The following is a 13,540-nucleotide window of genomic DNA, read 5'->3' on the forward strand; positions in this document are numbered from 1 at the left end:
ATCCGGTGCGAGTCGATGACGACTCGCACCGGATTTCATTGTCTACCAGGTCACTTCAGCTCGGCGGAGGACTTCCCGAGCACCCGGCGGGCCACGATGAGCTGCTGGATCTGCTGGGTGCCTTCGAAGATATCCAGGATCTTCGAGTCGCGGCCCCACTTCTCCAGGAGCAGGCGCTGGGAGTAGCCGAGGCTGCCCGCCAGTTCGACGGCCTTGAGGGAGACGTCGGTGCCGGTGCGGCCTGCCTTGGCCTTGGACATGGAAGCCTCGAGGGAGTTGGGCTTCTTGTTGTCGGCCATCCAGGCCGCGCGCAGGGCCAGCAGGTAGGCCGATTCGTAGTCGGCTTCCATGCGCAGGAACTCGGCGGCGGCGGCGTGCTGGTTCATGGCGGGGGTGTCGTAGGAGATCTCGACACCGGCGCCGGTGAGGATGGACCGCAGTTCCTCGAGCGCGGCGCGGGCCACACCGATGGCCATGGCGGCCACCAGCGGACGGGTGTTGTCGAAGGTCTGCATGACCCCCGCGAAACCCTTCTCCACATTGACTTCCGGCGAGCCGAGGATGTTGTCGGCGGGAATCCGGCAGTCCTGCAGCAGCAGCACGGCGGTGTCGGAGGCCTTGATGCCGAGCTTGTGCTCGAGCCGCGCCACCGACAGACCCGGAGCGTCGCGCGGGACGACGAAGGACTTGATCGCCGCGCGGCCCAGGCTCTTGTCGACCGAGGCCCACACCACGATGTGGGTGGCCCGCTCGCCACAGGTGACGAAGATCTTCTCGCCGTTGAGGACCCACTCGTCGCCGTCGAGCACGGCGGTGGTGGTGACGGCGGCGGAGTCGGAACCGAAGGACGGCTCGGTGATGGCCATCGCGGCCCACACCTTGCCGAAGCGCGCGAGCTGCTCGTCGGTGGCGACCGCGGCGATGGCCGCGTTGCCCAGACCCTGGTAGGGGATGGTCAGCATCAGGCCGACATCGCCCCAGGAGGTCTCCAGCGCGTTGAGCAGCGCGGACATATTGCCGCCGTTGGCATTGGCGACCAGGTCGGTGCCGGGCTCGTCACCGCGGCCACCGGCGGCGCCACCGATCTTCTGGGTGCCGGAGTCCGACAGGCCCTCGATCATGGCGGCCATGGTGTCGAGCTCGACCGGGTACTCGTGCTCGGCGAGGTCGTACTTGCGCGAGATCGGACGGAAGATCTGAGAGGCGACCTGGTGGGCCTGGTTGGCGCTCGCCTTCAGCTTCTTGGGGAGTTCGAGATTGATCATGGGAAGTCTCCTGGAAGGTAAGAAACGGGCCGTTACACCAGCACGATGCCCTCGGCGACGCCGATGGCACGAAGGTCGCGGTACCAGCGCTCGACCGGGTGTTCCTTGGTGAAGCCGTGGCCGCCGAGCAGCTGCACGCCGTCCAGACCGATCTGCATGCCCTTGTCGGTGGCCAGCTTGCGGGCCAGCGCCGCCTCGCGGTGGAACGACAGGCCCTGCTCGGCGCGTGACGCACCCCGCAGGGTCACGAGCCGGAGGCCGTCGAGCTCGATGGCCATATTGGCGACCATGAACGCGACCGCCTGACGGTGCGAGATCGGCTCGCCGAAGGCTTCGCGCTCGTTCACGTAGGGGATCACGTAGTCGAGCACGGCCTGACCGGTGCCGATGGCCAGCGACGACCAGCCGAGGCGGGCCAGCTGCACGGCGTCGGTGTACTCGGCGGCGCGGGCGACGGCGTCACCGTCACCGAGGACGGCGTCGGCGCTCACGGCGACATTGTCCAAGATCAGCCGACCCAGGCCCGCGGCCCGCAGACCCATGCTCGGGTCGGCCTCCACCGTCAGGCCCGCGGAGTCGGACTCGACGACGAACAGCGCCGGGCGCCCGTCGAGCTCGGCGGCGACGATGAACAGCTCGGCGTCGGCGGCGGCCGGGACCAGGCTCTTCACACCGTTGAGGCGGTAGCCGCTGGGGGAGCGGGTGGCCTTGGTCTGCAGCGCGAAGGGGTCGAACAGGGCGCGCGGCTCGGCGATGACCACCGAGGCCTGCGGCACGTTCTCGCCGGTGAAGGCGGGCAGGTAGGTCTTCTGCTGGGCGTCGGTGCCCCACTGCGACAGCGCCACGGCGACACCGCTGGGCGCCAGGATCGGCAGCGCGAGGCCCATGTCACCGTGCGCGAGTGCCTCGGCGACCAGGGAATTGGTGACCGCGCCCCGCTCGGCGGCGGCGCCCTCGAGCTCCTCGGGCACATTGATCAGGGTGATGCCGAGTTCGGCGGCGCGCTCGAGCAGATCGCGCGGGGCCTTGGCGGCGTTGTCGGCCTCGTAGGCGGCCGGGCGCAGGATCTCACCGGCGAAGTCCTTCACGGTCTCGACGATCATCTGCTGCTCGTCGGACGGGGTGAGGTCGAAGTAGTCCTTGGTCTTGGCCTCGTTGTCGGCCAGGCGCTGCGGCTTGCCGCCCCCGGTGACCTTGGCGAAGGTGCGGGTGGCCGCGCCCAGCGTGCGGAACCCGGTCTTGGTGCCCTCGTAGGTGACTCGCTCGATGGGCTTGCGCAAGTTGTACTTCTCGGCGAGCTCCGACCCGGTAATGGTCGTCAAAGCGCGCATCGCGGTGCCCATCCAGTCCCGCTTGGGCTGGCTGAGGCCGACCGCGGACGTGTCGTTCGGACGTCGCTTGGTCGCGCTGTCTCGAGTGCTCATCATCACCTGATTTCCTCGGCTGTCGGGACACTGGCTGCCCCGCCTATCTTACTCCTCGGTAAGACTATCTTACTCTGGAGTAAGAAGTGCAAGATCCCCCTTGGGAGAATCGCCGGATTCTGTCACGCTGGACAGGTGTCTGTCCTGGCGTCGGCCTTCGCGCTCGTGTTGTTGCTGACTTCCGCGCGCTACGGCTACCACCGTGACGAGCTGTACTTCCTGGCCGCCGGACAGCGTCTGGACTGGGGTTATCCCGATCAGCCGCCGTTCGTGCCCGCCCTGGCGCGCCTGCTCGCGACGATCGATCCCGATGCGCTGTGGCTACTGCGCGTGCCCGCGGTGCTCGCCGCCACTGTGGTCGTGGTGTGCGCGGGCGCGATGGCGGGTGTGCTCGGTGGCGGGCGTGGCGCGCGGCTGCTGACCGCGGGCGCGGTGGCGAGCGCGGCGCTCGTGCAGGGCGCCGGGCACCTGTTCGGGACCACGATCTTCGACCTGGCGTTCTGGTCGCTGATCAGCCTGCTGGTGCTGAAGCTGGTGCGCGGGGCGGACCCGCGATGGTGGCTCGCGGTCGGCGCGGCGGTAGGGCTCGGGGTGCAGAACAAGGTGCTGATCCTGGTGCCGGTCGTCGCGCTGGTTGTCGCCCTGCTGCTGACACCGCAGCGAAAGATCCTCGCCACCAGGTACTTTCCGATATCGCTCGGCATCGCGGCGGTCCTGGTAGCGCCCTATCTGTGGTGGCAGGCGAGCAACGGCTGGCCGCAGTGGACCCTGAGTCGCGCCATCGCCGCGGGGTCCTCGGGCACCTCGGACTCGCCGATCATGTTCGTGCTCTTGCAATTCGGCCTGATCGGGCCGCTGCTGGTGCCGCTGTGGGGATACGGCCTGTGGTGGCTGTGGCGCTCGCGGTACCGGGCCTTCGCGCTGACCTACGCGCTGCTGTTCGTGGTCTTCCTGGTCGCGGGCGGCAAGGCCTACTACCTCGGCGGGATGTATCCGGTGCTGCTGGCGGCAGGGGCCGTCGGGCTGACCGGATGGCTCGGCGCGAGCCGGAAGCGCTGGGCGGCAGTGGGTTCGGTGGTGGCGGTGAACGCGGTGCTGTCCGCCTCGATGTTCCTGCCGCTGCTGCCGGTCGAGGCGGTCCCGGATTCCCCGGTGCTCGCGGTCAACTACGACGCGGGCGAGACCATCGGCTGGCCCCACTTCGTCGAACAGGTCGCCGCCGCTTACCCGCCCGGCGCGGCCATCCTCACCGCCAATTACGGCGAAGCGGGGGCCATCGAGCACTACGGCGCCGAATATGGCCTGCCCACACCGCATTCGGGCCACAACGCGTATTGGTGGTGGGGCCCACCGCCGGACACCGCGACCACGGTCCTCACCGTCGGCCTCGACCACGACCGGCTCACCGCGTTGTGCGCGAGCGTCGAACCGGCGGGCGTGATCGACAACGGCCTCGGGATCGACAACGACGAACAGGGTTCCCCGCTGTACGTCTGCCGCGAACCCCGCCGACCCTGGTCCGAACTGTGGCCCCACCTCCGCGCCTTGGGGTGATCCCGGGTCCGGTCTCAGAGCCGGTGGCGCTCCAGGAAGTCGGTCAGGAGTTTCTCCCAGGCGTCCGGCTGCTCGGCCATGACCACGTGCCCCGCGTCGATCTCGGCGTATTCGGCCCCGGGGATCGCGGCGGCGAGCGCACGGGAGTTGACGGGGTCGATCAGCAGGTCGGCGGTGGTGGCCACGACGAGGGTCGGCACCGTGATGCCGGGCAGGTCGGCGGTGGTGTCGGCCCGGTCGACCAGGTCCGCCTGCTGCCAGGTGCCGCCGGGAATCGAGGCGCCGATCCCGTCCACGAGTTCGTCGACGGTCTCGCGGGACAGGTCGTCGAGGTAGCGAGAAGAGAAGCCCGTCACCAGGGCCAGGCGCGCGAAACCGGCGCGGTCCTCGCGATCGATCAGGTCCTGCCAGCTCCGCACGATCAGCCGCGCGCGATTGTCCGGTGCGGCGAACCCCGCGGTGAGCAGCAGCCCGGTGACCCGTTCGGGATGACGGGCGGCCGCGCGCACGGCCACCGCGGTGCCGAGGGAGAACCCGGCGATGGTGAAGGTCTCCACGCCCGCCGCGACCGCGGCGGCCACCAGGGCATCGGCGAGGCCGTCGAGGGTCAGCGGGGTGTCGTCGGCCGGATAGTCGGAGCCGACCACGGTGTGGGTGCGGGCGAGCGCGGGAAGCACCGGGCCGAAGTTGGCCTCGATCCCGCCCTCGGCCCCATGGGCGAGGACGAGGCCGGGGCCCGAGCCGTGGACGGTGGTCTGCAAGGGAATCGCTGTCATGTCAGCGAAGTTAGGTATTCACATGGATGCGAAGGTCAAGCCCGGAGCCGGAGATCACATGCTGATCGGTGAAGTGGCCCGGCGCACCGGCGTCGCCGCGCGCCTGCTGCGCTACTACGAGGAACAGGGCCTGCTGCGGCCTCACCGCGATCCCAACGGCTATCGCACCTACCCCGAGGACGCGCTGCGCACCGTCGAACGGATTCGCGAACTGCTCGCCGCCGGACTGACCACCGACGACATCGCCGCGCTGCTCCCGTGCGCGCCCGTGGACGGCCCGGTGCAGGCCTGCGAGATGTCGGTGCGGGTGATGGCCGAGCGCACGGCCGAACTGAACCGCCGCATCGAGGTCCTCGACCGGCAGCGCGCCCAGCTCACCGCGCAGCTCGACGCCAGCCTCGCCCACGCCGATCCGTCAGCGAGCTGAGCGGCTGGACCGGCGCAGGTCCCGCCGCGCGACTCACTCGCGCACGTAGAACCGCAGCGTGAGATAGGCCGTCGCCGCCGCGAAGACGATGCCGATCGGCGCGATGGTCAGCGCGACCACCGCGATGTCATCACCGGTGATGCGCGGGAAGACATTGCTGTCGAACAGCGGGCCCAGCGCCCGGTCGATCACCAGCGGCCGCGCGATCACTAGACCCAGCACCGCCAGCACCGAGCCGACGAACGCCGCCGCCACCGCCTCCAGCAGGAACGGCAGCTGGGTATACCAGCGCGTCGCGCCGACCAGGCGCATGATGCCGACTTCCGTGCGCCGGGTGAACGCGGCGATCTGCACCATGTTCAGCACCAGCAGCATGGCCGCCAGCGCCATCACCAGCGCCAGCCCGAACGCGGCATTGCGCAATCCGTCGAACAGGCTCACCAGCCGATCCACGAACTCCTTGTCGTTGGCGACGATCCGCACGCCCTCGCGGGTGGCGAAGCTGTCGTAGATGTGCTGGTACTGATCGGCGTCGGTCATCTTCACCCGCAGCGAGGCGGGCAGCGGGGAATCGCTGATGTACTGCACCATCTCCGGCTGATCGGCGAAGAGCTTCTTGGCCTCCTCCAGCGCGTCGGCGCGGTTGAGGAACTGCACGCTCTCCACCCCGGAGGTGGACTTCAGGTCGGCCAGCAGCGTCTTGCACGGCTCGGCGGCGCAGTCGGGATCGGTGTCGGAGACCACGTCGTCGAGATAGAAGCGCACCTCGAGGCGGCCGATGAAGAAGTTCTCGGTCTTGTCGGCCATCCGCACCGACAGCATGCCGCCGCCGAGCATCATCAGCGACACCGCGGTGGTCAGGATCATCGCGATGGTCATCGTCAGGTTGCGGCGCAGCCCGTCGGCGACCTCGGTGAACAGGAAACTCAGTCGCATTATCGCCCCACCCCGTAGACACCGGTCGCCTCGTCGCGCACGAGTCTGCCGTGATCGAGTTCCACCACCCGCCTGCGCATGGCGTCGACGATGTGATTGTCGTGGGTGGCCATCAGCACCGTGGTCCCGGTGCGGTTGATCCGTTCCAGCAGCGCCATGATGTCGGCGCTGGTCTCCGGGTCGAGATTGCCGGTCGGCTCGTCGGCGAGCAGCACCAGCGGCCGGTTGACGAACGCGCGCGCGATCGCCACCCGCTGCTGCTCACCTCCGGACAGCTCCGACGGCAGGCGATTGCCCTTGCCGCCCAGCCCGACCATGTCGAGCACCTCGGGCACCGTGCGCTCGATGAACTGGCGCCGCTTGCCGATCACCTCGAGCGCGAAGGCCACGTTCTGCTCCACCGTCTTCTGCTGCAGCAGCCGGAAGTCCTGGAACACGCACCCGATGCGCTGCCGCAACTTGGGCACCTTGCGGCCCGGCAACCGGTCGACCCGGAAGTCCGCGACCCGGATCTCGCCGCTGGTCGGCGTCTCCTCCTTGAGCAGCAGCCGCATGAAGGTCGACTTCCCCGAACCGGACGGGCCGATGATGAAGACGAATTCGCCCTTGTCCACCTCGACGGAGACGTTGTCCAGCGCCGGCCGCGTCGAGGTCTTGTACGACTTGGTGACGTTGCGCATGGTGATCACGGGGAGCCAGTGTAGCCAGCGGGCGCCCGGTGACCTGGCCGACAACGGCCGCGGGCGGCCTCAGCGCGTCGGATCGGCCCAGGCCGGGACGGTGTTGAGCAGCGTCGTCGGCGCGGTGCCGGTGTTCTCGACGGGCTTGACGAGCACATAGACGACGAAGGTCGACAGCCACGCGGCCATCAGGATCGCCGTGGACTTACGTGGTTTCACTGATTCCTTCCTTCCGCAGTGCCGCGGCGACCCGAACGCGCAGCTCGCGACCCACTTCGAATTGCTTGCCCGGCAATGTGCGGGCAACCATCCGGATGTTCATCTCGTCGAGGGTGAGCCCCTCCACACCCATCACCGAGGGCTCGTCGAGCAGCAGCGGCTCGAGCTTGCGGTCCCGGTACGCCTTGGTGCACACCTCGTGCAGGATCTCGTTGATCTTGTTGATATCGGCCTGGGAGGAAACCGGCACGTCGATCGCGGCGCGCGCCCAGTCCTTGGACAGGTTGGTGACCTTCACGATCTGGCCGTTGGGCACGGTGATCACCTCACCGTCGGAATTGCGCAGTGTGGTGATGCGCAAGGTCACGTCCTCGACCGTGCCCTCGGCCGGATCGCCGGAGCCGGTCACCGCGATGCGGACCACGTCACCGAAGCCGTACTGGCGTTCGGTGATGAGGAAGAACCCGGCCAGAATGTCCTGCACGATGCGCTGCGCGCCGAAACCGAGCGCGGCACCGAGCACGGCCGCGGGCGCGACCAGACCGGTCACCGCGAAGCCCAGCCTGCGTAAGACCTCGATGCCGACCAGGACGTAGACGATGGTCAGCACCACCCAGGTGATGACCTGGGCCAGGGCGTGCCGGTGCTTGGCCGCCTCGGTGCGCACCAGCGCGTCGCTGGTGTGGAAACCGGAGTCGATCTTGCTGGTCACGCGGTCGCGGACGAACGCGGCGAACCGGCCGAAGAGCATCGCTCCGACGACGAGCAGCACGATCTCGAGCCCGGACGACCGCAGCCAGGCGGTGATCTCGGGGGCGGTGTTGATCGCGAGAAGGTCGTTCACACGAAAAGGTTACAGCCCGGTCACGGTGCCAGGTCAAACGCGAGCTCGCTCACACCGGTGAGCGAACAGATGGCTACGCGTCGGCCTGATCGCGCATGCGCCAACGGATTCCGGATTCGATGAACCCGTCGATATCGCCGTCGAGCACCGCCGTGGGGTTGTTCACCTCGTGGTTGGTGCGCAGGTCCTTGACCATCTGGTACGGGTGCAGCACGTAGGAGCGCATCTGGTTGCCCCAGGACGCGCCCTCGTTGGTCTTGAGCGCGTCCATCTGGGCGCGCTCCTCCTGGCGCTTGCGCTCGAGCAGCTTGGCCTGCAGCACGCGCATGGCCGAGATCTTGTTCTGCAGCTGCGACTTCTCGTTCTGGCAGGTGACCACGATGCCGGTGGGGATGTGGGTCAGGCGCACCGCGGAGTCGGTGGTGTTGACCGACTGGCCGCCGGGGCCCGAGGACCGGTAGACATCCACGCGCACATCACCGTCGGGGATCTCGATGTGGTCGGTGGTCTCCACCACCGGCAGCACCTCGACCTCGGCGAAGGAGGTCTGGCGGCGGCCCTGGTTGTCGAACGGGCTGATCCGCACCAGGCGGTGGGTACCCATCTCGACCGAGAGCGTGCCGTAGGCATACGCCGACTTCACCGCGAAGGTCGCGCTCTTGATCCCGGCCTCCTCGGCGTAGGAGGTGTCGTAGACCTCGACCGAGTACCCGTGCCGCTCGGCCCAGCGGATGTACATGCGCATCAGCATCTGCGCCCAGTCGGCCGCGTCCACGCCACCGGCGCCGGAGCGGATATTGACCAGCGCGTCACGCTTGTCGTACTCGCCGGAGAGCAGGGTGCGCACTTCCATCGCCTCGATGTCCACGCGCAGGGTGGCCCGCTCGGCGTCGGCGTCGGCGGTGGCCTCCGCGGCGGCCGCGCCCTCCTCGGCCTCGGCCAGCTCGTAGAGCACCGGCAGGTCCTCGAGGCGCTGACGCAGATCCTCCACGCGGCGCAATTCGCTCTGCGCGTGCGAGAGCTCGCTGGTGACCTGCTGGGCGTGGTCCTGGTTGTTCCACAGCTCCGGATCGGCGGCCTGATGTTCGAGCTCGTCGATGCGACGGCGGAGCTCCTCGACATCGAGGACCGACTCGACCGTCTTGAGCGTGGTGTCGAGTTCGGCCAGATCGGCGATAACGTCAGGATGCACGATGTCCTAGGTTACCGGTCGCCGCCGACACGGTGAAACACCCGCACCCCGCGGTCAGCCCGCGACGGCGCGCAACCCACCGGGCCGCCTGCCCAGCAGCGCGTCGAGCGCGCTCGCGCTCGCGGTGTCGGCGGGTAGCAGCACGAACAGCACCTGGTCGTCGTCGACGGACAGTTCCAGCGATTCGTAGGCCAGCCGCAGCGCGCCCGCCTCGGGATGCTCGAACCGGATCACCCCGCCCGAGGGCGGCAGCCCCGGCAGCGTGGCCAGCCGGTCGGTAAAGGCGGCGCCCGCGGTCACGGTGAGCTCGTCGACCAGGGCGGACACGATCGGATCGGCCCGGAACGGACCCTGTTTGAGCGAGGCGACCAGCATGTCCGCGGCCGCGTCCCAGTTCGCGTACAGCTCGCGCGCGCCGGGCTGGGTGAACACGAACCGCGCCACATTGGCGGGCTCGCCCTGCTCGAACAACCCGCTCGGCGCCATCAGCCTGCGATACCCCTCGGTGCAGGCCAGCACCTCGGTGAACCGGTTGGTGACCGCGGCGGGCGCGGGCCCGAGCTGATCGAGGATCGCCCGCACGGTCGGCCGAACCGTACGATTGGGCCCGTTCTCCACGGCGCCACAACTGAATCCGGACATCCCCTTGGTGAGCTGATGCAGATGCACCCGCTCCCGCGGACTCAACCGCAGCGTGTCGGCCAGCGCCGACAACACCGGCGGCGATGGATGCCGATCCCGGCCATGCTCGAGCCGGATCAGATACTCCACACTCACCCCTGTGGCTGGTGCCACTTCTGCACTCCCTATGACCGGAGCTGCAGACCAAACTGAGATGAGATCGTCGCGTGCAGACAGGTCACATCCCGGGGCAAGCCGAGACAGTCCGCTTGCTGCGCCATCACCGAGGTTCGGTGGACGCCCTCCGGACGAAGCGCTCCTCCGGCCAAAAGGTGTCTCCCAACGTCAGCTGATCGAACAGAACACAGACGGCTCCCGGCTTGTCCTCGGAATCCCAGACGGCCGATACGTTCCGGCCCCGTTCGTTCCCATAGCGGCTCAGCCAGTAGATCCTGTCTCCCGACTTGAGCTCGCATGCGCTGACCAACTGTCGGCCTGACGTCATGCGAGTACTCGGTTGTCCGACTCGCGCATCGAAACCGTATTCTCCGGTCGGCCGGGGGCACCGCCAGACGATCCGGAACTGCTCGTCGATCGGCAGGGCAGGTGGACCTACTAGCACTTCCTCGACTAGGTAGAAGGTGACCAGTCGGCGGGCCCTATCTGACATCTCGCGCCACGGTTTCGAGTGCGCCTCGGTACTTGCGTCAGCGTCCGCCTCCAACTTCGTGGCGATGACAGCCAGATCTTGGTCGGTCGCGGTTTCCTTGCGGAGAACCTGGATCGATCGGGGCAACGAGTCGGGTTCGACCCGAAGACGGTGTTCGATTCGCCTGGCGACGTAGTTGTCACGTGCGTCGATGTTGGTATGAAGCTGCGCTACGTCAACTGGGGGTTTGCGAGCCCATTGAGCGGCATCGAAGCAAGCAGCTAACCACTGCGCCTCAGCTTTACTCAGTATCTTGTCCACCAGTACAGACATGCCGGGTAGAAGCCCTGGTCGGCCGTTGGGGTAGAAGTGCTCGGGGCCGATGTGCTCCGGGTACCAGTCGAGGTCGCTGTGGAGCAAAGTCGCGAATCCCTCACCTTGGCGCTGCCAAAAGATCAAATCCTCGCCAAATACGTTGACGTGGTGCTGCACGATGTCCGATGGACCGAATTCGACGCCTGCCATCTCACCCAACTGGGCTTGGATGATCCGGTTGCCCCGATAGCGGCTGAGGTAGGCCCTGACCTCGGCGACGAAGTCGGCGATGGATTCGTCATGCAGCTCCTGCTCCGAGTTGACGCTAATGGACTTGAGCATGTCCCCTTTCCGCCGCGCCGACAGAAGTTGCTTGGTGGCGTTGGCCCAGTAGAGGCCGTCGGTGTCTGGGTCATGCACGACGCAGAGCACCGGAATGTTGCCATCGGCCCAGGTGTTGCCGTGGTCACCGATTGGCACGGCGTATCCGCCGGACCTGCGCCGTGAACGGCCACCCTTGACCTGGATCTTGACCAGGTCGCCGGTGACCTCACCGTCCTCGGTGAACGTGACGTGTTGGTCTTCGCCGAAGTCGTTCTGGCCGTCTACCTCCTGAACGATGTGATTGTGTCGCTCCAGAAGCGTCCGCAGCGCGTTGACCGCCGCACGACTAGTTTTGCGAGAATCAGGAACCTTCGGCAAATGCCCCCCCGGATCATGGCGCGCGGTGACCAGAGGAATGGTCCGCGACTAGTTGGACGCGTTGAAGGGTAGCGGCTAGAGATCTAACAAGGAGTGTGTAGCGAACATCTCACCCCGGCCAGCATCGCCACCTCGGCGCGGCGCAAGCCGGGGGTGCGCCTGCGCGGGCCGGTGGGCAGGCCGACCTCGGCGGGGGAGACCGCCTCGCGGCGGGTCCGCAGGAACAACCCGAGTTCGTTGTCGCTCACCCCTTCGACGGTACCCATCGCGGCGGCGCCGAGAGTGGCCGTGTCACTACCACTCTCAGCGTGGTCTCCCTGCCCGGCTGCCGCGCGGCGAGAGTGGAGTCACCGGCCGATCGTGCCGGGTTCCGACAGCAGGAGGACAGCGTGTCCACACAGCCACTGAAGCTCGCGATCGTCATCGGCAGCGTCCGGGAGGGCCGGTTCGGGCCGGTGGTCGCGAACTGGTTCGCCCAGCAGGTCGACGACCGTTTCGAGGTCGACGTGATCGACCTGGCCGAGGCCGAGGTGCCCGCCGCGCTGCCCGCGGTGCCACCCGCCATGGACCCCGACCCGGTCCGCCCGGCAGGCATGACCGCGCTCACCGAACGCCTGGCCGCCGCCGACGCGTACGTGATCGTCACCCCCGACCACAACCGCAGTTATCCCGCCGCGCTCAAGGCCGTCATCGACTGGCACTTCACCCAGTGGGACGCCAAGACCATCGGCTTCGTCGGCTACAGCGGCGCCTCGGGCGGGCTGCTGGCCATCGAGCACCTGCGCCAGGTGTTCAACGAGCTCAACGCCCACACCGTGCGCAACTACGTCTCGTTCCCGCGCTACTACTTGCTCTTCGACGACGAGGGTGGACTGCGCGAGCCCGCCGAATCCGAGGCGGCCGCGCGGGCGATGCTCGACCAATTGCACTGGTGGGCGAGCGCTCTGGTGGCGGCGAGGTCGGTGCCGGTCGCGGCTTGATCGGCAGGCGGGCGCTCGGTTGATCGCGTGGCACGGCGGGGGAACCGCGACCACGGCGGCGCAGGCCCCCGAATACACTTCCCCCGTGGCTGCCTACACCGCTGACCTGGACCTCGCCCTGCGCCTGGCCGACGACGCCGACGCGATCTCGAAGGTGCGCTTCGGCGCCGTGGACCTGAAGGTCGACGCGAAACCGGACCTCACGCCTGTCTCGGACGCCGATCTGGCGGTGGAGCAGGTCATCCGGCGGGTGCTCGGCGCGGAACGCCCCGATGACGCCGTGCTCGGCGAAGAGTTCGGCGGCGACGCCGAGTTCAGCGGCAGGCAGTGGGTGGTCGACCCGATCGACGGCACCAAGAACTTCGTGCGCGGTGTCCCGGTGTGGGCGAGCCTGATCGCCCTGCTCGAGGACGGTGTCCCGGTGGTCGGCGTGGTGAGCGCGCCCGCGCTGGGCAGGCGCTGGTGGGCGGCGGCCGGATCGGGGGCCTGGGTGCAGGTCCACCCGGGCGCGCCCACCCCGCTGTCGGTCTCGGCCGTCAGCGAGCTCGGCGACGCCAGTCTGGCGTTCTCCAGCCTGTCCGGCTGGCGCGAACGCGGCCTGCGGGAGAAGTTCGTCGACCTCACCGACGAGGTCTGGCGGGTGCGCGGCTACGGCGATTTCTTCAACTACTGCCTGGTCGCCGAGGGCGCGGTGGACATCGCGGCCGAGCCCGAGGTCTCGCTGTGGGACCTGGCCGCCCTCGACATCCTGGTCCGCGAGGCGGGCGGCACGTTCAGCTCCCTGGACGGACGGCCCGGCCCGCACGGCGGCGACGCCGTGGCCAGCAACGGCCTGCTCCAGGCCGAGGTCCTGGACCGTTTGCGCGGCTGAATCCGAGTTGTCCACCTGTGGACAACTTCCGGTCAGGGCCATGATCCGGGCCCTCGGCCGGGCTGCGGGCCGGGCGCTCGCTCGT

15 protein-coding genes are annotated in these 13,540 nt (G+C 68.3%); 4 read left to right on the top strand and 11 right to left on the bottom strand.

Annotated elements, in window-relative coordinates; translation table 11 throughout:
* Positions 1–50 precede the first annotated feature (50 nt).
* Both WA675_RS00820 and WA675_RS00825 read right to left on the bottom strand, forming a co-directional pair.
* The gene (locus tag WA675_RS00820; RefSeq protein ID WP_336081047.1) at positions 51–1,265 is read right to left on the bottom strand and encodes an acyl-CoA dehydrogenase family protein; all 1,215 of its coding nucleotides are present in this window, start codon (positions 1,263–1,265) and stop codon (positions 51–53) included.
* Between the two features lie 32 nt (positions 1,266–1,297).
* On the bottom strand, positions 1,298–2,692 hold the full coding sequence (locus WA675_RS00825) for an acyl-CoA dehydrogenase family protein (RefSeq protein WP_336081049.1): 1,395 nt from the start codon (positions 2,690–2,692) through the stop codon (positions 1,298–1,300).
* 132 nt (positions 2,693–2,824) lie between these two features.
* Between WA675_RS00825 and WA675_RS00830 the strand changes: the two genes are divergently transcribed.
* On the top strand, positions 2,825–4,243 hold the full coding sequence (locus WA675_RS00830; protein WP_336081050.1) for a glycosyltransferase family 39 protein: 1,419 nt from the start codon (positions 2,825–2,827) through the stop codon (positions 4,241–4,243).
* 14 nt (positions 4,244–4,257) lie between these two features.
* On the opposite strand, the gene WA675_RS00835 is transcribed toward WA675_RS00830, so the two are convergent.
* Positions 4,258–5,019, bottom strand: coding sequence for an alpha/beta fold hydrolase (locus tag WA675_RS00835; protein ID WP_336081051.1), 762 nt, complete (start codon positions 5,017–5,019; stop codon positions 4,258–4,260).
* Between the two features lie 22 nt (positions 5,020–5,041).
* Between WA675_RS00835 and WA675_RS00840 the strand changes: the two genes are divergently transcribed.
* Entirely contained in the window at positions 5,042–5,446 is a 405-nt protein-coding gene (locus WA675_RS00840; protein ID WP_336081053.1) for a MerR family transcriptional regulator, read from the top strand.
* 33 nt (positions 5,447–5,479) lie between these two features.
* On the opposite strand, the gene ftsX is transcribed toward WA675_RS00840, so the two are convergent.
* The 8 genes from ftsX to WA675_RS00880 form a co-directional block, all read right to left on the bottom strand.
* Complete coding sequence (ftsX, locus tag WA675_RS00845) at positions 5,480–6,382, bottom strand: permease-like cell division protein FtsX (protein WP_336081054.1); 903 nt, start codon at positions 6,380–6,382, stop codon at positions 5,480–5,482.
* Positions 6,382–7,071 carry a cell division ATP-binding protein FtsE gene (gene ftsE, locus WA675_RS00850; RefSeq protein ID WP_336081055.1) on the bottom strand — a complete coding sequence of 230 codons (690 nt, stop codon included), beginning with the start codon at positions 7,069–7,071 and terminating at the stop codon, positions 6,382–6,384. Before ftsE ends, ftsX begins: the two co-directional genes overlap by 1 nt.
* Positions 7,072–7,131: 60 nt before the next feature.
* Positions 7,132–7,281 (bottom strand): hypothetical protein, encoded by a 150-nt coding sequence (locus WA675_RS00855; RefSeq protein ID WP_336081057.1) that lies wholly within the window; start codon positions 7,279–7,281, stop codon positions 7,132–7,134.
* Positions 7,268–8,125, bottom strand: a complete 858-nt coding sequence (locus tag WA675_RS00860; protein ID WP_336081059.1) for a mechanosensitive ion channel family protein — start codon at positions 8,123–8,125, stop codon at positions 7,268–7,270. The genes WA675_RS00855 and WA675_RS00860 overlap by 14 nt, the downstream gene beginning before the upstream one ends.
* 73 nt (positions 8,126–8,198) lie before the next feature.
* The gene (gene prfB, locus WA675_RS00865; protein ID WP_336081060.1) at positions 8,199–9,317 is read right to left on the bottom strand and encodes a peptide chain release factor 2; all 1,119 of its coding nucleotides are present in this window, start codon (positions 9,315–9,317) and stop codon (positions 8,199–8,201) included.
* 54 nt (positions 9,318–9,371) lie between these two features.
* A complete protein-coding gene (locus WA675_RS00870; protein ID WP_336081061.1) occupies positions 9,372–10,112 on the bottom strand; it encodes a helix-turn-helix transcriptional regulator in 741 nt (246 codons plus the stop codon).
* 106 nt (positions 10,113–10,218) lie between these two features.
* The gene (locus tag WA675_RS00875) at positions 10,219–11,604 is read right to left on the bottom strand and encodes a DUF4365 domain-containing protein (protein ID WP_336081063.1); all 1,386 of its coding nucleotides are present in this window, start codon (positions 11,602–11,604) and stop codon (positions 10,219–10,221) included.
* Positions 11,605–11,687: 83 nt separating this feature from the next.
* On the bottom strand, positions 11,688–11,852 hold the full coding sequence (locus tag WA675_RS00880; RefSeq protein ID WP_442945554.1) for a hypothetical protein: 165 nt from the start codon (positions 11,850–11,852) through the stop codon (positions 11,688–11,690).
* 141 nt (positions 11,853–11,993) lie between these two features.
* Here WA675_RS00880 and WA675_RS00885 point away from each other — a divergent pair, with 141 nt between their 5' ends.
* Positions 11,994–12,584, top strand: coding sequence for an NADPH-dependent FMN reductase (locus tag WA675_RS00885; protein ID WP_336081065.1), 591 nt, complete (start codon positions 11,994–11,996; stop codon positions 12,582–12,584).
* Positions 12,585–12,669: 85 nt separating this feature from the next.
* Positions 12,670–13,455: a histidinol-phosphatase gene (hisN, locus tag WA675_RS00890; RefSeq protein WP_336081067.1), complete on the top strand. Its 786-nt coding sequence runs from the start codon at positions 12,670–12,672 to the stop codon at positions 13,453–13,455.
* The last annotated feature ends 85 nt before the right edge of the window (positions 13,456–13,540 follow it).

Source organism: Nocardia sp. SSK8 (genome assembly GCF_037034205.1).
Lineage (GTDB): Bacteria > Actinomycetota > Actinomycetes > Mycobacteriales > Mycobacteriaceae > Nocardia.